Below are 22,441 nucleotides of genomic sequence, written 5' to 3'. Positions count from 1 at the left end.
AAGTCTCTGAGTGAACATGCGTAATTCATTACGAAGTTTAATTCACGAGCATCAAACTTAAATTGAAGAGTTTGATCATGGCTCAGATTGAACGCTGGCGGCAGGCCTAACACATGCAAGTCGAGCGGCAGCGGAAAGTAGCTTGCTACTTTGCCGGCGAGCGGCGGACGGGTGAGTAATGTCTGGGAAACTGCCTGATGGAGGGGGATAACTACTGGAAACGGTAGCTAATACCGCATAACGTCGCAAGACCAAAGAGGGGGACCTTCGGGCCTCTTGCCATCAGATGTGCCCAGATGGGATTAGCTAGTAGGTGGGGTAACGGCTCACCTAGGCGACGATCCCTAGCTGGTCTGAGAGGATGACCAGCCACACTGGAACTGAGACACGGTCCAGACTCCTACGGGAGGCAGCAGTGGGGAATATTGCACAATGGGCGCAAGCCTGATGCAGCCATGCCGCGTGTATGAAGAAGGCCTTCGGGTTGTAAAGTACTTTCAGCGGGGAGGAAGGCGGTGAGGTTAATAACCTCATCGATTGACGTTACCCGCAGAAGAAGCACCGGCTAACTCCGTGCCAGCAGCCGCGGTAATACGGAGGGTGCAAGCGTTAATCGGAATTACTGGGCGTAAAGCGCACGCAGGCGGTCTGTCAAGTCGGATGTGAAATCCCCGGGCTCAACCTGGGAACTGCATTCGAAACTGGCAGGCTAGAGTCTTGTAGAGGGGGGTAGAATTCCAGGTGTAGCGGTGAAATGCGTAGAGATCTGGAGGAATACCGGTGGCGAAGGCGGCCCCCTGGACAAAGACTGACGCTCAGGTGCGAAAGCGTGGGGAGCAAACAGGATTAGATACCCTGGTAGTCCACGCCGTAAACGATGTCGACTTGGAGGTTGTGCCCTTGAGGCGTGGCTTCCGGAGCTAACGCGTTAAGTCGACCGCCTGGGGAGTACGGCCGCAAGGTTAAAACTCAAATGAATTGACGGGGGCCCGCACAAGCGGTGGAGCATGTGGTTTAATTCGATGCAACGCGAAGAACCTTACCTACTCTTGACATCCAGAGAACTTTCCAGAGATGGATTGGTGCCTTCGGGAACTCTGAGACAGGTGCTGCATGGCTGTCGTCAGCTCGTGTTGTGAAATGTTGGGTTAAGTCCCGCAACGAGCGCAACCCTTATCCTTTGTTGCCAGCGGTTAGGCCGGGAACTCAAAGGAGACTGCCAGTGATAAACTGGAGGAAGGTGGGGATGACGTCAAGTCATCATGGCCCTTACGAGTAGGGCTACACACGTGCTACAATGGCGCATACAAAGAGAAGCGACCTCGCGAGAGCAAGCGGACCTCATAAAGTGCGTCGTAGTCCGGATTGGAGTCTGCAACTCGACTCCATGAAGTCGGAATCGCTAGTAATCGTAGATCAGAATGCTACGGTGAATACGTTCCCGGGCCTTGTACACACCGCCCGTCACACCATGGGAGTGGGTTGCAAAAGAAGTAGGTAGCTTAACCTTCGGGAGGGCGCTTACCACTTTGTGATTCATGACTGGGGTGAAGTCGTAACAAGGTAACCGTAGGGGAACCTGCGGTTGGATCACCTCCTTACCTTAAAGAACCTGCCTTTGTAGTGCTCACACAGATTGTCTGATGAAAAGTAAATAGCAAGGCGTCTTGCGATTGAGACTACACGTCCCCTTCGTCTAGAGGCCCAGGACACCGCCCTTTCACGGCGGTAACAGGGGTTCGAATCCCCTAGGGGACGCCACTTGCTGGTTCGTGAGTGAAAGTCACCTGCCGTCATATCTCAAAACTGACTTGCGAGTCATGTTTGAGATATTTGCTCTTTAAAAATCTGGATCAAGCTGAAAATTGAAACGACACATCTTAATGGTGTGTTCGAGTCTCTCAAATTTTCGCAATCTTGAAGTGAAACATCTTCGGGTTGTGAGGTTAAGCGACTAAGCGTACACGGTGGATGCCCTGGCAGTCAGAGGCGATGAAGGACGTGCTAATCTGCGAAAAGCGCCGGCGAGGTGATATGAACCTTTGACCCGGCGATGTCCGAATGGGGAAACCCAGTGCAATTCGTTGCACTATCGTTAACTGAATACATAGGTTAACGAGGCGAACCGGGGGAACTGAAACATCTAAGTACCCCGAGGAAAAGAAATCAACCGAGATTCCCCCAGTAGCGGCGAGCGAACGGGGAGCAGCCCAGAGTCTGAATCAGCTTGTGTGTTAGTGGAAGCGTCTGGAAAGTCGCACGGTACAGGGTGACAGTCCCGTACACGAAAGCACACAGGCTGTGAACTCGAAGAGTAGGGCGGGACACGTGGTATCCTGTCTGAATATGGGGGGACCATCCTCCAAGGCTAAATACTCCTGACTGACCGATAGTGAACCAGTACCGTGAGGGAAAGGCGAAAAGAACCCCGGCGAGGGGAGTGAAAAAGAACCTGAAACCGTGTACGTACAAGCAGTGGGAGCACCTTCGTGGTGTGACTGCGTACCTTTTGTATAATGGGTCAGCGACTTATATTCTGTAGCAAGGTTAACCGTATAGGGGAGCCGAAGGGAAACCGAGTCTTAACTGGGCGTTAAGTTGCAGGGTATAGACCCGAAACCCGGTGATCTAGCCATGGGCAGGTTGAAGGTTGGGTAACACTAACTGGAGGACCGAACCGACTAATGTTGAAAAATTAGCGGATGACTTGTGGCTGGGGGTGAAAGGCCAATCAAACCGGGAGATAGCTGGTTCTCCCCGAAAGCTATTTAGGTAGCGCCTCGTGAATTCATCTTCGGGGGTAGAGCACTGTTTCGGCTAGGGGGCCATCCCGGCTTACCAACCCGATGCAAACTACGAATACCGAAGAATGTTATCACGGGAGACACACGGCGGGTGCTAACGTCCGTCGTGAAGAGGGAAACAACCCAGACCGCCAGCTAAGGTCCCAAAGTCATGGTTAAGTGGGAAACGATGTGGGAAGGCACAGACAGCCAGGATGTTGGCTTAGAAGCAGCCATCATTTAAAGAAAGCGTAATAGCTCACTGGTCGAGTCGGCCTGCGCGGAAGATGTAACGGGGCTAAACCATGCACCGAAGCTGCGGCAGCGACGCTTATGCGTTGTTGGGTAGGGGAGCGTTCTGTAAGCCGTTGAAGGTGTGCTGTGAGGCATGCTGGAGGTATCAGAAGTGCGAATGCTGACATAAGTAACGATAAAGCGGGTGAAAAGCCCGCTCGCCGGAAGACCAAGGGTTCCTGTCCAACGTTAATCGGGGCAGGGTGAGTCGACCCCTAAGGCGAGGCCGAAAGGCGTAGTCGATGGGAAACAGGTTAATATTCCTGTACTTGGTGTTACTGCGAAGGGGGGACGGAGAAGGCTATGTTAGCCGGGCGACGGTTGTCCCGGTTTAAGCATGTAGGCGGAACGACCAGGTAAATCCGGTCGTTTATTAACGCTGAGGTGTGATGACGAGGCACTACGGTGCTGAAGTAACAAATGCCCTGCTTCCAGGAAAAGCCTCTAAGCATCAGGTAACACGAAATCGTACCCCAAACCGACACAGGTGGTCAGGTAGAGAATACCAAGGCGCTTGAGAGAACTCGGGTGAAGGAACTAGGCAAAATGGTGCCGTAACTTCGGGAGAAGGCACGCTGATATGTAGGTGAAGCCCCTGCGGGTGGAGCTGAAATCAGTCGAAGATACCAGCTGGCTGCAACTGTTTATTAAAAACACAGCACTGTGCAAACACGAAAGTGGACGTATACGGTGTGACGCCTGCCCGGTGCCGGAAGGTTAATTGATGGGGTTAGCGGCAACGCGAAGCTCTTGATCGAAGCCCCGGTAAACGGCGGCCGTAACTATAACGGTCCTAAGGTAGCGAAATTCCTTGTCGGGTAAGTTCCGACCTGCACGAATGGCGTAATGATGGCCAGGCTGTCTCCACCCGAGACTCAGTGAAATTGAACTCGCTGTGAAGATGCAGTGTACCCGCGGCAAGACGGAAAGACCCCGTGAACCTTTACTATAGCTTGACACTGAACACTGGTCCTTGATGTGTAGGATAGGTGGGAGGCTTTGAAGCGTGGACGCCAGTCTGCGTGGAGCCGTCCTTGAAATACCACCCTTTAATGGCTGGTGTTCTAACGTAGACCCGTGATCCGGGTTGCGGACAGTGTCTGGTGGGTAGTTTGACTGGGGCGGTCTCCTCCCAAAGAGTAACGGAGGAGCACGAAGGTTAGCTAATCCTGGTCGGACATCAGGAGGTTAGTGCAATGGCATAAGCTAGCTTGACTGCGAGAGTGACGGCTCGAGCAGGTGCGAAAGCAGGTCATAGTGATCCGGTGGTTCTGAATGGAAGGGCCATCGCTCAACGGATAAAAGGTACTCCGGGGATAACAGGCTGATACCGCCCAAGAGTTCATATCGACGGCGGTGTTTGGCACCTCGATGTCGGCTCATCACATCCTGGGGCTGAAGTAGGTCCCAAGGGTATGGCTGTTCGCCATTTAAAGTGGTACGCGAGCTGGGTTTAGAACGTCGTGAGACAGTTCGGTCCCTATCTGCCGTGGGCGCTGGAGAATTGAGGGGGGCTGCTCCTAGTACGAGAGGACCGGAGTGGACGCATCACTGGTGTTCGGGTTGTCATGCCAATGGCACTGCCCGGTAGCTAAATGCGGAAAAGATAAGTGCTGAAAGCATCTAAGCACGAAACTTGCCCCGAGATGAGTTCTCCCTGAGACTTTAAGTCTCCTGAAGGAACGTTAAAGACTATGACGTTGATAGGTCGGGTGTGTAAGCGCAGCGATGCGTTGAGCTAACCGATACTAATGAACCGTGAGGCTTAACCTTACAACGCCGAAGGTGTTTTGGCGAAGAGACAGAACAATCAAATTCAGCCTGATACAGATTTAACAGAATTTGCCTGGCGGCTTTAGCGCGGTGGTCCCACCTGACCCCATGCCGAACTCAGAAGTGAAACGCCGTAGCGCCGATGGTAGTGTGGGGTCTCCCCATGTGAGAGTAGGGAACTGCCAGGCATCAAACAAGTGAAGAGGCCATCCGAAAGGATGGCCTTTTTGCGTTTATGCGCTGCACAAACTAATCCCCCAACGCCCTGCTTATACGGTAAACTACCTGCGTTTTTGCATCAGGATAGCGTCTATGAACCACTCCCTTAAGCCCTGGAATACCTTTGGCATTCAACGCAATGCTAATCAAATTGTACGTGCCGATACCGCACATCAGCTGCTGGATGCATGGCAAAGCGCAACAGAAAATAACGAACCCGTACTGATTCTGGGCGAAGGAAGTAATGTCCTGTTTCTCGACGATTTTGCGGGAACGGTGATCGTTAACCGCATCATGGGAATTGATGTTGCAGAGAGTGCCGATAGCTGGCACCTGCACGTGGGGGCCGGAGAAAACTGGCATCAGCTGGTGCAATTTACCCTCGAAAAAGGGATGCCGGGCCTGGAAAACCTTGCGCTTATTCCAGGCTGCGCCGGATCGTCACCTATTCAAAACATCGGCGCCTACGGCATCGAACTGAAACATGTCTGTGAATATGTCGACTGCATCGAACTGGCGACCGGAACGGCTAAGCGTTTAACGGCAGAACAGTGCCGATTTGGCTATCGTGACAGTATCTTCAAACATGAATATCAGGATCGCTACGTGATTGTCGCCGTGGGGCTGCGTCTGTCGAAGAACTGGCAGCCCGTATTGACCTACGGAGATTTAACGCGTCTCGATCCGGCTACCGTTACCGCATGCGACGTTTTTGACTCAGTTTGCCATATGCGGATGACCAAGCTTCCCGATCCTAAAGTTAACGGAAACGCTGGCAGTTTCTTCAAAAACCCGGTTATCAGCAGCGAAAATGCAAAAATTCTTCTTGAAGGATGGCCAACTGCGCCACATTACCCTCAGGCGGATGGCAGCGTGAAGCTGGCCGCGGGGTGGCTTATCGATCAATGCCAGCTAAAAGGTACTTCAGTAGGCGGTGCCGCCGTTCACCAACATCAGGCTCTGGTGCTGATTAACCAACGCGATGCGACCAGCGATGATGTTGTACAGCTGGCTCATTATGTTCGTCAGCGTGTGGGCGAAAAATTCAACGTCTGGCTGGAGCCAGAAGTTCGCTTCATTGGCCGCACAGGTGAAGTCAATGCCGTGGAGACTATCGCGTGAAGGACAATACTATCCCCTTAACCCTGATTAGCATCCTTGCTGACGGTGAGTTTCATTCTGGCGAGCAGCTGGGTGAACAGCTTGGCATGAGCCGTGCTGCTATCAATAAACATATCCAGACGCTTCGCGACTGGGGTGTTGATGTGTTCACGGTTCCCGGAAAAGGTTACAGCCTGCCGGAGCCGATTCAATTGCTGAATGAAGAAGCGATCCGCAGCCAGATTGGACACGGCAATGTTGCTGTGCTGCCGGTGATTGACTCGACGAACCAGTATCTTCTGGATCGGCTGCCTGAGTTGAAATCCGGAGATGCCTGCGTTGCTGAATACCAACAGGCCGGTCGCGGTCGTCGCGGTCGCAAGTGGTTTTCCCCCTTTGGTGCCAACCTCTATCTGTCCATGTACTGGCGACTCGATCAGGGCCCGGCCGCTGCCATTGGCTTGAGTCTGGTTATCGGCATCGTCATGGCGGAAGTGCTGCACGATCTGGGTGCGGATAAAGTACGTGTTAAATGGCCTAATGACCTGTACCTCAACGATCGTAAACTTGCCGGCATTCTGGTCGAACTGACGGGGAAAACGGGCGACGCGGCGCAAATCGTCATTGGCGCAGGCCTCAATATGGTGATGCGCAATGTACAAAGTGATGTGGTGAATCAGGCCTGGACTAACCTCCAGGAGGCGGGGATTGTCATCGATCGTAATACCCTTGCCGTGCGTATGATTAAAGAGTTGCGTAGCTCACTCACGCTTTTTGAGCAGGAAGGGCTGGCACCGTTCCTGTCTCGTTGGGAAAAGTTGGATAACTTCATCAACCGCCCTGTGAAATTGCTGATTGGTGATAAAGAGATCTACGGAACTTCCCGCGGTATTGACGCACAGGGCGCGCTGCTCCTGGAACAGGATGGCGCGATTAAACCCTGGGTGGGCGGTGAGATTTCCCTGCGAAGTGCCGAATAACCGGATCGAGTTAATTATGCGAAAACCCGTCTGCGCGACGCTGGCCGTCATGATGAGTGTGCTGTTCTCGCCTCTCTCTCTGGCGGATCAGGCCTGGGAGCGTTACAAGGCCCGCTTTTTCAAACCGGAAGGCCGCATTGTCGATACCGGTAATGGTGGGGTGTCGCATACGGAAGGTCAGGGCTTTGCCATGCTGATGGCAGTCGCCAACGACGATAAAGCCACGTTCGATAAGCTCTGGCAATGGACGGACAGCCAGCTGAAGAACAAAGAGAATGGTCTCTTTTACTGGCGGTATAACCCCGCAGAGTCCAACCCGGTCGCGGACAAAAACAACGCCGCCGATGGTGACGTTCTGATTGCCTGGGCGCTGCTTAAAGCCGACGCCCGCTGGCATGACAAACGCTACAGCGCCGCATCGGATGCCATTACAAAAGCGCTGGTTGCCCATAGCGTGATCCGCTATGCGGGTTACCGCGTGATGCTGCCCGGCGTCCAGGGATTTAAGCTTGACGGTGAAGTGGTCCTTAATCCTTCCTATTTTGTGTTTCCGGCCTGGCAGGCCTTCGCCGGACGCAGTCATTTGCCAGTCTGGCGTGATTTGATTAAGGATGGTAAACGCCTGCTGGGGAAAATGGGCTCGGGTAAAGCGAATCTGCCCACTGACTGGGTTTCACTGGCATCAGGTGGCAAGCTGACCCCTGCTAAAGGCTGGCCACCGCGAATGAGCTATGACGCGATTCGTGTTCCGCTGTATGTCGCCTGGTCTGATAAGCAAAGCCCGCTGCTGACGTCGTGGAAGGCCTGGTTCGGTCAGTTCCCCCGGGAACAAACGCCCGCCTGGGTTAACGTCACGACCAACGAATATGCGCCCTATATGATGGAAGGCGGCCTGTTGGCTGTACGCGATTTAACGATGGGACAGTCTTCCGGCGAACCCGAAATCACCGCTAAAGACGACTACTATTCGGCAAGTCTGAAAATGCTGGTGTGGATTTCAGCGCAATAATAACGCACTGACTATCCCCTCTCCCCAATGGGGAGAGGGTGAGGCGTAAATCAGTTACTGCGGATACGGTACCCAATCTCCGCCGTTCAGGCGAACGTACGGTTTGTTCTGATACTGAATGACGACCGCGTTGGCGTTCTCAGAGACTTCTGCCGTTTGCGGCAGGTTGCTGGTGAGCTGATCCCAGTTCACGCTATCTCCCACAAACAGCTTCCCGTCAACGGCACGGGCAACCAGTTCTGAAATCGCCAGATAGCTGGACGGCTGGGTGATTTCAATCGGTGCGCCCTGATGGGGTGCTTTCATACCAAAGAATTTAATGCCAGCAGGCACGTTGGTAATCGACGGGCTTGGGATATCACGCAGACCTGAAACCTGCATTCTGTCGCCTTTCAGCGCGCCGCCGTGCTCAGGTACCACTACCACCATCACTTTACGGCCTGACTTTTCCAGTTCCGTGAAGAACGCATCCAGCTCGTCAAAGAACTTCTGCGCACGCACTTTATAATCAGCCGTTTTGCTCACGCCCGGGAAATGGTTACCGTCGTGGAGCGGCAGGGTGTTAAAGAACGTCGCGCTGCGTGGATTACTGTCTTTTTCGACGGTCTGCAGCCAGCGCTGCAGGACGGCGGTATCGTCATAGACGGGCGAGCCGTCGAAGCCCAGAAGAGAGACTGGAAGACCGGTTTGATCCATCAGCGGTGCCTGCATGCCACCCTGTTCGCGTACTTCTTTCAGGAAGTTACCGAACTGGCCGTTATGCCCCAGCATCAGATGCTGCGTAAAGCCCAGTTTTGCGAGATTATCGAACAGATAACACTGGTTGCCGGCGGGTTGATACAGGTTTTTATGAGATGTCTGACCGCAGCTAGCACGCAGCAGGCGGATTGCTGCCGGGCCGCTGTACGAGGTGGCAGAGTTGAAATCTTTAAACTGAATATCGAAGTGTGACCACAGCGGATGAGACATCAAACCGGCGGCGTCCACGTCGGCCCAGGAGAGAGAGCAGATGTTTATCACCAGCAGTTCAAACGGCTGAGCATCCGCCGGAAGCGCATCCGGGAATTTAGTCTGTCGCTTATCTTCCGCGGTATAGAAACTGGAGAGCCAGGCGTTCAGGTTGGTAGAAGTCGGCGGTGCGGTCTGGGTTGGGATATCGCCCACGACAGGCGTATCGCCTGCCGTTGTGACGGTTGCCGCTGCGCTTCCCCCAGTGGTAGTCACCGTGGTGGTTGGTTGACCGGCAGGCCACAGAGAAAAGTTTGGCCCAGCCAGCGTCAGCACGTTAAGCCAGATCATAATCGCGACGACAAACACCGTGACGCGGATCCACTGTGACAGGAACAGCCAGGCAACCAGCAGCACAAATACCGCGCCAATCATCTGCCAGTTAATAAAGCGCTCGGTCAGATCGAGGATATAGCTGGCGCTAAAGCCCGCCACCTGCGAACCCTGGCTCATAATGCTATCCGGCCCCGGTAGCCAGGTATCATGCCAGAACAGCGCAAAGCCGACAGGAATGGCGACCCAGTGACGTAATCGATGCAGCCTGATATTCGGCAGCGGCATCAGCAGGAAGGCCATAAACACCAGGTTGAGAAGGGGATGGAAATTCAGATAGCCTGCCCACAGCAGACCAAACTTCACCAGAAAGTAGAAGTTCCAGCCGGAAAGGCCGCGCCAGTATTGCCAGAGCGGCGAGGGTGACGAAGCGGTATAGGTAGAATTAGTCATGTTTTCGGTCTGCCTTGACGTGTGATGCCCGTGTCAGTGTTCCGGCTGGTTTTACATAGCGAGGTTTTATAAACAGCACTCTGGCCGTATCACGGATACGGCGTATGGAATGGCGCGCATAGTAGCCAAGCGGGAAAAAGATCAGCGCACAGAATATAACCAGTTGAATAATATCGCTGATATTCATGATGATGCGTTCTCCGCGTTGTCTGTTAATAAGCGAAGGGGTTCCGGAACCCGACGCCAGACGTGTCCATCATGTCTGGCATTCAGGATCGGTTTCGCATCGCTCGTGATAGCGAGCGGTTTAGCCCATTGTTCGGGCTGGAGCGCACGCATCTGCACCAGCTCCGCGCTAATCGTATTATCTTCGAACCAAATCATACGGTTCGAGAAAATATCCCCGGTAGGCAGGGGGAAGATATGGTTAAGCGCCGTATCGAGATCGTTAACCCGGCAAAAGGACAAAAATAGCACCAGGCGATTGTCGCCAATGGTCATGATGTCCCCTGTACGGTTCGGACGACATAAGGTGAGAGCCTGTTCAACGCGAATACCCGGTACAGGACGCAGGGCAACCATGACGCCTTTTCCGTCAGCAGGAAGAAGAGTGTTGTTCATCATGTTGCCGACGGCGTCGCAGAAGGTATCCCATTTTTGGTACCCACGCAGCTTCATCGGCTGCGTCATGGAGAGCAGCGTGGAAATATCTTCCGGTACATGGCGGCTAAACTGCTGGCCCTGAACGCTTTCGATAAGCGTCAGGCAGCGTGACAGCGGCGCATTCCATGGGATAACCATATTGGCGCCGCAGCCCAGAAGCAGGCGCTCATCGGTGGCGCGCAGGCTGGTATTATTTTCGCGCACGATGATTTTTAACGCGCTTCCGCGCTGGCGGCGTAGGGTGTGGATTTGCCGTGCCAGCGTCTCAATCTGGTTATTCTGCATCAGCGAGAAAATAAGGGTCGCCGCCTGGGTTGTTCGGGCTTCATGGAAAAGGGCTTCGTTAGACTCAAAAAGTGTCCAGTTTTCCGACAGGGCGGGCGCCCCCTCTAAAACCGCGATATGGCTCAGAATGCGTTTTTCATCACTGCGCGGTTGGACCACGGTTTCTTCCTGCTGTGCAATGTGCCACTCGCCCTCAATATGTTTCAGGGTAAGCTGTTGCCTGGCACTCACGCCCTTTTCATTACACCAGAATGCAATATCGTAGAGATAGCTACCCACCTGATCGCGAACGCTTGCCAGACCGAACAGGGAGCGATATTCGCCCATTAAAAGTGAGAACAGCTTGTCATTATTACTGCCAGGATTGACTATCAATAGCGTGCAATTTTGAAATTTTGCCCATTTATTGATTTTTTCAAGCCATGGCAACAGTTTTTCAGCAGGGATATTTTGCAGGACGTTATTTGCACATTTAAGAATCACCAAATGGTGATCCGGATCAATAGAGCACTGAACGTCGCGGGACAAAAAGTATAGACTATCGGCTTCCGATGTCATGGAAAATAATCGCACCGTCTGAGGCCCGCGATTGTTTTCCAGCGTGATAATTTTCTTCGGGTCTTCGCCCATGCTAATGACGGCCACGCGGGAATCCTTATCCTGGGCAGCAATTGTCTGGTTAACCAGGCTGATAGCATCTTCATTTCGGTCCGTATTAATCCACCAGACTCCTCCGACTGGCATGTGGCTCAATTCGTCCCATAATGACTGGATGCCAATAGAAAATATGGAGTCCACGGTGTCCCTCTTTTCGTCTAATTTATCTGTATCTCAGTTTACTAGCGAAAGCGTAGAAATAAACCTAACATTGAAATTAAAGAACATCAGATTTAGCATGTAAATGAAATTTGTCAGGGCAGGAAGCCCCGCAACTTCTTTAGCGTGCGATTTTCCTTAAAGGGATGGAAAAAGAATGGATAATAACGAACCCGGAACCCCAGTCGACTCGACTCTGGGTTACACATTCCAAAACGATTTTCTGGCGCTGACGCAGGCCTTTTCTTTACCTGAAATAGATTACACCGATATTTCCCAGCGGGAACAGTTGGCCGCGGCTATTAAACGCTGGCCGTTATTAGCTGAATTCGCCCATCAACAATAAGGGAGCCATTGATGGCCATACTCGGATTACAGGGTGTCCGTGGCGGTGTGGGTACCACATCAGTTACCGCGGCGCTGGCGTGGTCATTACAGCTTTTAGGTGAATCGGTGCTGGTTATTGACGCCTGCGCCGATAATTTGTTGCGTATGTCGTTTAACGTTGACTTTACTCGTGAAGAGGGCTGGGCCCGCGCGCTGCTTGATGATAAAGACTGGCAGGATGCGGGGATGCGCTATACCTCCCAGCTCGATCTGCTGCCGTTTGGTCAACTGACCACCACGGAACGCGAAAATGAAGCCGCGTATCAGCGCCTGTTTTCGCAGTTCACGCTGGCGCTGCAGACCCTGAAAGAAAAGGGGCACTACAAATGGATCCTGCTGGATCTGCCCCACGGCGCCGGTACGCTGACCAGACAGCTTATCGCCCAGTGCGATCATATCCTCTCGATCGTTAACGTTGATGCGAACTGCCATATCCGCCTGCACCAGCAGGGGCTACCTCAGAACGCTCATATTCTGATTAACGATTTGCGTATTGGCAGCCAGATCCAGGACGATCTCTATCAGGTGTGGCTGCAAAGCCAGCGCCGTTTGCTTCCTATTGTCATTCATCGTGATGAGGGAATGGCGGAATGTCTTGCGTCTAAGCAACCGCTCGGCGAATACCGCAGCGATTCACTGGCGGCAGAAGAGATTCTGACGCTGGCTAACTGGTGTCTGCTGAACTTCGCCAACCGGGCGGAGCATGCAGGGAGTGATGTATGAGTCGTCTCGCCAGCTGGTTACTCATCCCGCCGGTCAGTTCGCGTTTGAGTGAACATTACCGGCATTTTCGCCGTCACGGTGCGTCGGCATTTAGCGCCGCGCTCGGCTGTTTCTGGATGATTCTGGCCTGGATGTTTATTCCACTCGAACACCCTCGCTGGCAGCGCATACGCGCCCGCCACAGTGAGCTATATCCGCACATTAATCCCAACCGACCGCGTCCTTTGGATCCGGCGCGTTATCTCATTCAGGCTATCTGGCTGGTGGTCACATCATCGCGCTCAGAGAAAATAACGCCGCACTGGCGCAGCTTCTCCCGCGTGCAGCAGTTACGTGAGCGCTACCACCAGTGGCTGGACAGACTGCCCAACAGCGTCAGCGATAAGACCAGCCATCTGGATAACCATAAAGAGCTCGGACATCTCCATCCGGGCCTGCGGCGTTTTATCCTCGGTGTGATCGTCGTGTTCTCGCTCATTCTGGCGCTGGTCTGTATTACGCAACCTTTCAACCCTCTGGCGCAGTTCACCTTCCTGATCCTGCTGTGGGGCGTGGCGCTGCTGGTCCGCCGTATTCCGGGTCGCTTCTCGGCGCTGATGCTGATCGTATTGTCGCTGACCGTCTCCTGTCGCTACATCTGGTGGCGTTATACCTCAACCCTGAACTGGGACGACCCGGTCAGCCTGGTATGCGGTCTGGTGCTGCTGTTTGCAGAAACCTACGCCTGGATCGTGCTGGTGCTGGGCTATTTCCAGGTGATTTGGCCGCTCAACCGCCAGCCGGTTCCGCTGCCAAAGGACACGACCCAGTGGCCAACCGTCGATCTCTTCGTGCCGACCTACAACGAAGACCTGAGCGTGGTGAAGAACACGATTTATGCTGCGCTGGGTATCGACTGGCCGAAAGACAAGCTCAAGGTCTGGATCCTGGATGACGGCAACCGCCCGGCGTTCCGCCAGTTCGCGGAGGAGGTCGGCGTCGAATACATCGCCCGTCCGACTCACGAACACGCTAAGGCGGGTAACATCAACAACGCGTTGAAGTATGCCACCGGGGAGTTTGTCTCGATCTTTGACTGTGACCACGTGCCGACGCGCTCTTTCCTGCAGATGACCATGGGCTGGTTCCTGAAGGAGAAAGAGCTGGCGATGATGCAGACGCCGCACCACTTCTTCTCGCCGGACCCGTTTGAACGTAACCTTGGCCGCTTCCGTAAGACCCCGAACGAAGGTACGCTGTTCTATGGCCTGGTGCAGGACGGGAACGACATGTGGGATGCCACCTTCTTCTGCGGCTCCTGTGCGGTTATCCGCCGTAAACCGCTGGATGAAATTGGCGGTATCGCCGTCGAAACGGTAACTGAAGATGCGCACACCTCTCTGCGCCTGCACCGTCGTGGCTATACCTCTGCCTATATGCGTATTCCTCAGGCAGCCGGTCTGGCAACGGAGTCACTGTCGGCGCACATTGGCCAGCGTATTCGCTGGGCGCGCGGGATGGTGCAGATTTTCCGTCTCGATAACCCTCTGATCGGGAAAGGACTCAAGCTGGCGCAGCGTCTCTGCTACGTCAACGCCATGTTCCACTTCTTGTCCGGCATTCCGCGGCTAATCTTCCTGACCGCGCCGCTGGCGTTCCTGCTTCTTCACGCTTATATCATCTACGCTCCCGCGCTGATGATTGCGCTGTTTGTTCTGCCGCACATGATCCACGCGAGCCTGACGAACTCGAAGATACAGGGTAAATACCGCCACTCCTTCTGGAGTGAAATCTACGAAACGGTGCTGGCCTGGTACATCGCGCCGCCGACGATGGTGGCGCTGATTAATCCGCACAAAGGTAAATTCAACGTCACCGCGAAGGGCGGGCTGGTGGAGGAGGAGTACGTCGACTGGGTGATCTCCCGGCCGTATATCTTCCTGGTGCTGCTGAATATCGTGGGCGTCATTGCGGGTATCTGGCGTTACTTCTACGGCCCGGAAAACGAAATCCTGACCGTCTTCGTCAGTATGGCATGGGTCTTCTACAACCTGATTATCCTCGGCGGCGCGGTGGCGGTGTCGGTGGAAAGCAAACAGGTTCGTCGTGCGCATCGTGTTGAAATCTGCATGCCTGCGGCGATTGCCCGTGAAGATGGCCACCTCTTCTCCTGTACCGTGCATGACTTCTCTGACGGCGGTCTGGGGATCAAAATCAACGGCCAGGCGAAGGTGCTGGAAGGGCAAAAAGTTAACCTGCTGCTTAAGCGCGGTCAGCAGGAGTATGTCTTCCCGACGCAGGTTGTTCGCGTGGCGGGCAATGAAGTCGGTCTGCAGCTGATGCCGTTGACCAAAAAGCAACATATCGATTTTGTGCAGTGTACGTTTGCCCGCGCGGATACGTGGGCTCTCTGGCAGGACAGCTTCCCGGAAGATAAACCTCTGGAAAGCCTGCTGGATATTCTGAAGCTGGGGTTCCGTGGCTATCGTCACCTTGCAGAATTTGCCCCGTCGTCGGTGAAATTAATTTTCCGGTCACTTACTTCGCTGGTTTCCTGGGTCGTGTCGTTCATTCCTCGTCGTCCTGAGCGGGATGAGGCGAAGCAGGCGGACCCGGTTATGGCTCAACAATGATGATAACGCGATGAAAACAAAACTTTCCTGGTTATGTGCAGTGGCAATGGGGATGAATGCGATCCCCGCAACAATGGCTAACGCAGCCCCGGGTAACGCAGCGGCAACGCCTGCGCCAACGGTACCTGTCGTCGCGCAAGCAACCGATCCGGTTGTCACCGCGGCACCTAGCCAAACAGAAAATATCATGCCGAACCAGCCGACGGAGGGGAACACATTGCCGGCAGACGGCCAGGTCATCGGGCAGGTGATGCCGGGCGTCCGGGGGGCGAATGCGCCCGTCGTTGCGGACAATGCGCCGTCGCGCGACGTGAAGCTGACCTTCGCGCAAATTGCGCCGCCTCCGGGCAGCATGGTGCTGCGCGGCATCAACCCTAACGGCGGCATTGAGTTTGGCATGCGCAGCGATGAGGTCGTCTCTAATGCGGTGCTGAACCTTGAATACACCCCGTCGCCGTCTCTGCTGCCGACGCAGTCTCAGCTGAAGGTCTACCTGAATGACGAGCTGATGGACGTACTGCCGGTCACGAAAGAGCAGCTGGGCAAGAAAACTCAGGCTCAGGTGCCGATCAACCCGCTGTTCATCACCGATTTTAACCGTATTCGCCTGGAGTTTGTCGGTCACTACCGCGATGTCTGCGAAAACCCGGCCAGCAACACGCTGTGGATGGACGTCGGACGTAACTCCTCGCTGCAGATGACCTACCAGTCGCTGGCGCTGAAAAACGATCTCTCCGCATTCCCGGTTCCGTTCTTTGATCCGCGTGATAACCGTCCGCTCACGCTGCCGATGGTGTTTGCCTCGTCCCCGGACGTGACCGAACAGCTGGCGGCCACCATTGTGGCGTCCTGGTTTGGTTCACGCGCGGGCTGGCGTGGACAGAGCTTCCCGGCGATGTATGACAAACTGCCGGACAGAAATGCCATTGTGTTTGCGACCAACGCGAAACGCCCGGCCTTCCTGCGCGATCGTCCGGACGTCAAAGCGCCGACCGTTGAGATGATAAGCCACCCGGAAAACCCGTACGTGAAGCTGCTGGTGGTCTTTGGTCGTGATGATAAAGACCTGGTGCAGGCAGCAAAAGCCATTGCTCAGGGTAACGTCCTTTTCCGCGGCAACAGCGTGGTGGTGGATGAGGTCAAACCGCTGCTGGCGCGTAAACCTTATGATGCGCCAAACTGGGTGCGTACCGACCGTGCGGTGACATTCGGTGAGCTGAAAACCTATGAAGAACAGCTGCAGGCGACGGGGCTTGAGCCAGCGCCGATTAGCCTGTCGCTGAATCTGCCGCCGGATCTGTACCTGCTGCGTACCAACGGCATTGATATCAATCTGAACTACCGCTATACCGCGCCAGCGACCAAAGACAGCTCGCGCATGGATATCAGCCTGAACAACCAGTTCCTGCAATCCTTCAGCCTGCAAAGCACGCAGGATACTAACCGCCTGATGCTTCGCCTGCCGGTGCTGCAGGGTCTTCTGGATGGCAAAACGGATGTCTCTATTCCGGCACTGAAGCTTGGCGCGATAAACCAGCTGCGCTTTGACTTCCAGTACATGAACCCAATGCCTGGCGGTTCTGCGGAAAACTGCATCACCTTCCAGCCCGTACAGAACCACGTTGTGATTGGCGATGAGTCGACCATCGACTTCTCGAAGTACTATCACTTCCTGGCGATGCCGGATCTGCGCGCCTTTGCTAACGCGGGCTTCCCGTTCAGCCGCATGGCCGATCTTTCTGAGTCCATCGTAGTAATGCCAAAAGCGCCAACTGAAGGGCAGGTAACGACCCTGCTGGATACCATGGCGACCGTTGGAGGACAGACGGGATTACCGGCGATTAACGTTACGTTGACGGACGATGGCAGCCAGATTCAGAACAAAGACGCTGACATCATGGTGATCGGTACCATTCCGGACAAGCTGAAGGATGACAAACGTATCGATCTGCTGGTGAAAGCGGCCCAGTCCTGGGTTAACACGCCGCTGCGCCAGACCGAGTTCCCGAGCATTATGCCGGATGTTAACGATCGTCAGGCCAGCGCGCAGACGACGGTAACGTCTCAGGGGGCAATGGCCGCGGTGGTGGGCTTCCAGTCACCTTACAACGAACAGCGTAGCGTGGTGGCTCTCCTCGCGGACAGCCCGCGCGGGTATGAACTGCTCAATACGGCCATGAACGACAGCGGTAAACGTGCCGCGATGTTTGGTTCCGTGTCGGTGATCCGTGAGTCCGGCGTCAATAGCCTGCGCGTGGGCGATGTGTACTACGTAGGCCATCTGCCGTGGTTTGAACGCCTGTGGTATGCGCTGGCTAACCATCCGGTTCTGCTCGCCATCCTGGCTGCGGTCAGCGTGGTCTTGCTGGCATGGGTGCTGTGGCGTCTGCTGCGAATCATCAGCCGTCGTCGTCTGAACCCGGATGAGTAAGATGTGATGAAAGCCTTTCGCTGGTGTGTATTAGCAGCGGTGATGCTGGCGGCGCTACCTCTTCGCGCCGCCTGTACCTGGCCTGCCTGGGAGCAGTTTAAAAAGGACTACATCAGCGAGGGCGGGCGTGTCGTTGATCCCAGCGACACGCGCAAAATTACGACCTCGGAAGGGCAAAGCTACGCCCTGTTCTTTGCCCTGGCGGCGAACGATCGCAAATCTTTTGACCAGTTGCTGACGTGGACGCGCGATAATCTTGCCAGCGGCGATCTCAACGACCATCTGCCCGCCTGGCTATGGGGTCAGAAAGATAAAGAGACGTGGGCGGTGATTGATACCAACTCCGCCTCTGACGCCGATGTCTGGATCGCCTGGTCACTGCTCGAAGCGGGTCGACTGTGGAAACATCCGGATTATACCCGCACGGGTAAAGCGCTGCTGAAACGCATTGTCAGCGAGGAAGTGGTGAAAGTCCCGGGGCTCGGCGCAATGCTGCTTCCCGGTAAAGTCGGCTTTGCCGATGAGAACGTATGGCGCTTTAATCCCAGCTATCTTCCTCCGCAGCTAGCGAGTTATTTCACGCGTTTTGGTACCCCGTGGACCACGCTTCGTGAAACCAATCAGCGCCTGCTGCTGGAGAGTGCGCCGAAAGGATTTTCGCCGGACTGGGTGCAGTATCAGAAAAACAAAGGCTGGCGGTTACAGCAGGATAAATCGCTGGTGGGCGGCTACGATGCCATCCGCGTTTATCTCTGGGTGGGAATGATGAGTGATAAAGATCCTCAGAAAGCCCGGCTGCTGACGCGCTTCCAGCCGATGGCGGCCAAGACAATGAAACGGGGTGTGCCGCCGGAGAAAGTGGATGTGGCGACGGGTAAACGCACCGGGAATGGTCCGGTCGGGTTCTCTGCCGCCATGCTGCCGTTTTTACAACAACGTGATGCCCAGGCGGTTCAGCGCCAGCGCGTTGCAGACCATTTTCCCGATAATAATGCCTATTACAGCTTCGTGCTGACTCTCTTTGGGCAAGGATGGGATGAGCATCGTTTTCGCTTCACCGCAAAAGGTGAATTAATACCGGATTGGGGCCAGGAATGCGCAAGTTCACAGTAAATCTACTCACTTTATCGCTTGGCCTGGCACTGATGCCGATGGCTGAGGCCGCCAACTCACCGCAGCAGAAACAGCTGCTGGAACAGGTTCGGCTGGGCGAATCGACACAGCGTGAGGATTTGGTTCGTCAGTCGCTTTATCGTCTGGAGCTGATTGACCCGAACAACCCTGACGTTATTGCCGCACGCTTTCGCTACCTGCTGCGCCAGGGCGATAACGCCGGCGCGCAAAAAGAGCTGGATCGTCTGAAAGGGATCGCGCCGGGCTCGAGCGCGTACCAGTCATCACGCAACACGATGCTGCTTTCCACTCCGGATGGCCGCCAGCAGCTCCAGCAGGCGCGATTGCTCGCCACCACGGGACACACGCAGGAGGCGATTGCAGCCTATGACAAGCTGTTTGACGGCAACCCGCCGGGCGGCGACGTGGCGACGGAATACTGGAACGTGGTGGCGAAAGATCCTGCTCGCCGGAATGCAGCCATTAACCAGCTCAAGAAAATAAACAGCAGCAGCCCCGGAAATACACAGCTGCAGGCGACGCTGTCCCAGCTTCTGTTCCAGAGCGGACGCCGTGATGAAGGCTTTGCGGTATTGCAGGAGATGGCCAAATCCACCAACGGGCGCAGCCAGGCGTCTGATATGTGGTATGACCAAATTAAAGACCAGTCTGCCAGCAGCGCGAGCGTTAGCGCGCTGCAAAAATACCTGAGCGTATTCAGCGACGGTGATAGCGTCGCGGCGGCGCGTGCCCAGCTTGAAGCCCAGCAAAAACAGCTCGCTGACCCTGCATTCCGTGCGAAAGCGGAAGGGCTGGCGGCGGTGGATGCCGGGCAGGGCAGTAAGGCGGTGGCGGAGCTGCAAAAAGCCGTCAGCGCCAACCATGCCGACAGTGAAGCGGTGGGTGCCCTGGGACAGGCTTATTCCCAGAAAGGCGACCGCGCCCGCGCGGTGGCACAGTTTGAAAAGGCAATTGCCCTCGATCCCCAGAGCGATAACCGGGGTAAATGGGACAGTTTGCTGAAGGTTAACCGCTACTGGCTGCTGATCCAGCAGGGCGATGCGGCGCTGAAGGCGAATAACCCGGCGCAGGCGGAGCGTTACTATCAGCAGGCACGCAGTATCGACAATACCGACAGCTATGCCGTGCTGGGGCTGGGCGACGCCGCCGCGGCGCGTAAAGATAACGAGGCGGCGGAGCGTTTTTACCGTCAGGCGCTGCGAATGGACAGCGGCAACAGCAATGCGGTCCGCGGTCTGGCCAATATTTACCGCGCGCAGTCCCCGGAGAAGGCCTCGCAGTTTATCCAGTCTCTCTCCGCCAGCCAGCGCAGAAGCATAGATGATATTGAACGTAGCCTGACCAACGAACAGCTCTCCGCCCAGGCCGAGCAGCTTGAAAATCAGGGGAAATACGCTCAGGCGGCAGAGATTCAGCGTCGTCGTCTGGCGCTCTCTCCCGGCGATGTGTGGATAACCTATCGTCTCTCGCGCGATCTCTACAGCGCGGGTCAGCGAAGCCAGGCGGATACCCTTATGCGTCAGCTTGCCAGCCAGAAACCGTCCGACCCGGATCAGGTTTATGCTAACGGGCTCTATCTTTCCGGAAACGATCAGGACCGCGCCGCGCTGGCGCATCTGGATACGCTGCCGCGAAGCCAGTGGAACGGCAATATTCAGGAGCTTGCTGACCGTCTGCAAAGTAACCAGGTGCTGGAAACCGCCAACCGTCTGCGCGACAGCGGCAAAGAGCAGGAGGCTGAAAACCTTTTGCGCCAGCAGCCAACCTCCACCCGCATCGACCTGACGCTGGCGGACTGGGCGCAGCAGCGTGGCGATCTGGACTCGGCAAAAACGACGTACAACGCCGTTCTGCAGCGTGAACCGCAGAACGAAGACGCCATCCTCGGCCTGACCGAGATTTATAGCGCTCAGGGTAACAAAGATGCCGCGCGCTCGGAGCTGGCGAAGCTGCCCGCCGCGCAAAACGGTCAGCCGCTGTCGCTCAATATGCAGCGCCGCATCGCGATGGCGCAGGCGGGTCTGGGCGATTCCGCCGCCGCAGAACAGACCTTCAATAAAATTATTCCGCAGGCTAAATCGCAGCCCGGCTCCATGGAAAACGCGCTGGTGCTGCGTGATGCCGCGCGTTTCCAGGCGCAGAACGGGCAGCCTCAGCAGGCACTGGAAACCTACAAAGACGCGATGGTGTCGTCTGGCATCACCACGACGCGACCGGTGGATAACGACAGTTTCACTCGTCTGACGCGTAACGATGAAAAAGACGACTGGCTGAAACGCGGCGTGCGCAGTGATGCCGGTGACTTGTACCGTCAGCAGGATGTTAACGTCACGCTGCAGCACGACTACTGGGGCTCCAGCGGCACGGGCGGCTATTCCGACCTGAAAGCGCATACCACCATGCTGCAGGTGGATGCCCCGCTCTCTGACGGGCGCATGTTCTTCAGAAGCGATCTGGTCAACATGGACGCTGGTTCATTTGATAACAATAACGGGACCTACGATCCTAAATGGGGGACCTGCTACGAAACGCCGTGTAGCGGCAATACCCATCAGTCCGACAATGGCGCAAGCGTTGCCGTCGGCTGGCAGAATAAAACCTGGGCGATGGATATTGGCACCACGCCGATGGGCTTTGACGTTGTCGACGTGGTGGGCGGCATAAGCTACAGCAGCGATCTGGGCCCCATCGGCTATACCGTTAACGCCCATCGCCGCCCAATCTCCAGCTCTCTGCTGGCGTTCGCCGGGCAAAAAGATACCAACACCGGCACCACCTGGGGCGGCGTACGTGCCACCGGTGGCGGCGTAAGCATGAGCTATGACAAAGGTGAAGCGAACGGCATCTGGTCGAGCCTGAATGCGGAAACGCTGACGGGTAAAAATGTTGAGGATAACTGGCGCGTCCGCTGGATGACGGGTTACTACTACAAGCTCATTAATAAAAACAATGAGCGCCTGACGGTCGGCGTCTCCAATATGCTCTGGCACTACGACAAAGACCTGAGCGGGTATACCCTGGGTCAGGGCGGTTACTACAGTCCGCAGGAGTACGTCTCCTTCGCACTGCCGGTGACGTGGCGTAAACGCACGGAGAACTGGTCCTGGGAGCTGGGTGGCTCGGTCTCCTGGTCTCACTCGAAAACCAAAGACGAACTGCGCTACCCGATCCAGAATCTGATCCCGACCGATGAGCCAGACCGCTATACCGACCGGGGCGCAATGGAAACCGGCAGCAGTTCATCAGGAACGGGTTATACCGCGCGGGCCATTATCGAGCGCCGCGTAACGTCCAACTGGTTTGTAGGCATGGGCGTGGATATTCAGGAGGCGAAAGACTATACCCCAAGCCATGCGCTGATCTATGTGCGCTACTCTGCCGCAGGCTGGCAGGGCGATATGGACTTACCGCCGCAGCCGCTCATCCCTTACGCGGACTGGTAATCGGATTTTCCTTAATCCATTTGTAAGTCTCTCTTAATAGCGCGGCAATCGGGT

12 protein-coding genes, 1 tRNA gene and 3 rRNA genes are annotated in these 22,441 nt (G+C 55.3%); 13 read left to right on the top strand and 3 right to left on the bottom strand.

Going from position 1 to position 22,441, the window contains the following annotated elements; translation table 11 throughout:
- Positions 1-59 precede the first annotated feature (59 nt).
- The 7 genes from PUP35_RS20835 to PUP35_RS20805 all read left to right on the top strand — a co-directional run bounded on the left by PUP35_RS20835 (position 60) and on the right by PUP35_RS20805 (position 8,159).
- Positions 60-1,601: ribosomal RNA gene (locus PUP35_RS20835) — 16S ribosomal RNA — on the top strand.
- Between the two features lie 84 nt (positions 1,602-1,685).
- Positions 1,686-1,761 (top strand) — tRNA-Glu (locus PUP35_RS20830).
- A gap of 183 nt (positions 1,762-1,944) precedes the next feature.
- Positions 1,945-4,850 (top strand): 23S ribosomal RNA (locus PUP35_RS20825).
- Between the two features lie 72 nt (positions 4,851-4,922).
- A 5S ribosomal RNA gene (gene rrf / locus PUP35_RS20820) occupies positions 4,923-5,038 on the top strand.
- The 16S, 23S and 5S rRNA genes sit together here with 1 tRNA gene alongside, the layout of an rRNA operon.
- A 124-nt stretch (positions 5,039-5,162) precedes the next feature.
- Positions 5,163-6,191: a UDP-N-acetylmuramate dehydrogenase gene (murB, locus tag PUP35_RS20815; RefSeq protein ID WP_115876793.1), complete on the top strand. Its 1,029-nt coding sequence runs from the start codon at positions 5,163-5,165 to the stop codon at positions 6,189-6,191.
- Positions 6,188-7,150, top strand: a complete 963-nt coding sequence (gene birA / locus PUP35_RS20810) for a bifunctional biotin--[acetyl-CoA-carboxylase] ligase/biotin operon repressor BirA (protein ID WP_127732572.1) — start codon at positions 6,188-6,190, stop codon at positions 7,148-7,150. The genes murB and birA overlap by 4 nt, the downstream gene beginning before the upstream one ends.
- Positions 7,151-7,166: 16 nt before the next feature.
- Complete coding sequence (locus PUP35_RS20805; protein WP_274241217.1) at positions 7,167-8,159, top strand: glycosyl hydrolase family 8; 993 nt, start codon at positions 7,167-7,169, stop codon at positions 8,157-8,159.
- Positions 8,160-8,213: 54 nt separating this feature from the next.
- Here the strand turns inward: PUP35_RS20805 and bcsG are convergent, their stop codons facing one another.
- The 3 genes from bcsG to bcsE are packed head-to-tail and all read right to left on the bottom strand — an operon-like array spanning position 8,214 to position 11,639.
- Positions 8,214-9,893, bottom strand: coding sequence for a cellulose biosynthesis protein BcsG (gene bcsG, locus PUP35_RS20800; RefSeq protein ID WP_274241216.1), 1,680 nt, complete (start codon positions 9,891-9,893; stop codon positions 8,214-8,216).
- Positions 9,886-10,083, bottom strand: coding sequence for a cellulose biosynthesis protein BcsF (gene bcsF / locus PUP35_RS20795; RefSeq protein WP_024908822.1), 198 nt, complete (start codon positions 10,081-10,083; stop codon positions 9,886-9,888). The genes bcsG and bcsF overlap by 8 nt, the downstream gene beginning before the upstream one ends.
- Positions 10,077-11,639 (bottom strand): cellulose biosynthesis c-di-GMP-binding protein BcsE, encoded by a 1,563-nt coding sequence (bcsE, locus tag PUP35_RS20790; protein ID WP_274241215.1) that lies wholly within the window; start codon positions 11,637-11,639, stop codon positions 10,077-10,079. Before bcsE ends, bcsF begins: the two co-directional genes overlap by 7 nt.
- A 175-nt stretch (positions 11,640-11,814) precedes the next feature.
- Between bcsE and bcsR the strand changes: the two genes are divergently transcribed.
- From bcsR to bcsC, 6 genes are read left to right on the top strand one after another with little or no spacing between them, the layout of a single operon-like run.
- Positions 11,815-12,003 carry a cellulose biosynthesis protein BcsR gene (gene bcsR / locus PUP35_RS20785; protein WP_008503237.1) on the top strand — a complete coding sequence of 63 codons (189 nt, stop codon included), beginning with the start codon at positions 11,815-11,817 and terminating at the stop codon, positions 12,001-12,003.
- Positions 12,004-12,014: 11 nt separating this feature from the next.
- On the top strand, positions 12,015-12,767 hold the full coding sequence (bcsQ, locus tag PUP35_RS20780) for a cellulose biosynthesis protein BcsQ (protein WP_115876797.1): 753 nt from the start codon (positions 12,015-12,017) through the stop codon (positions 12,765-12,767).
- Complete coding sequence (gene bcsA / locus PUP35_RS20775; RefSeq protein ID WP_115876798.1) at positions 12,764-15,379, top strand: UDP-forming cellulose synthase catalytic subunit; 2,616 nt, start codon at positions 12,764-12,766, stop codon at positions 15,377-15,379. The genes bcsQ and bcsA overlap by 4 nt, the downstream gene beginning before the upstream one ends.
- Before the next feature lie 10 nt (positions 15,380-15,389).
- A complete protein-coding gene (bcsB, locus tag PUP35_RS20770; protein ID WP_274241214.1) occupies positions 15,390-17,810 on the top strand; it encodes a cellulose biosynthesis cyclic di-GMP-binding regulatory protein BcsB in 2,421 nt (806 codons plus the stop codon).
- 6 nt (positions 17,811-17,816) lie between these two features.
- Entirely contained in the window at positions 17,817-18,923 is a 1,107-nt protein-coding gene (gene bcsZ / locus PUP35_RS20765) for a cellulose synthase complex periplasmic endoglucanase BcsZ (protein WP_274243342.1), read from the top strand.
- Entirely contained in the window at positions 18,905-22,387 is a 3,483-nt protein-coding gene (gene bcsC / locus PUP35_RS20760) for a cellulose synthase complex outer membrane protein BcsC (RefSeq protein ID WP_274241212.1), read from the top strand. Before bcsZ ends, bcsC begins: the two co-directional genes overlap by 19 nt.
- The last annotated feature ends 54 nt before the right edge of the window (positions 22,388-22,441 follow it).

Origin of the sequence: Enterobacter sp. S-33 (genome assembly GCF_028735835.1) — a bacterium.
GTDB lineage: Bacteria > Pseudomonadota > Gammaproteobacteria > Enterobacterales > Enterobacteriaceae > Enterobacter > Enterobacter vonholyi.
This window is presented reverse-complemented; position numbering and strand designations above follow the sequence as displayed.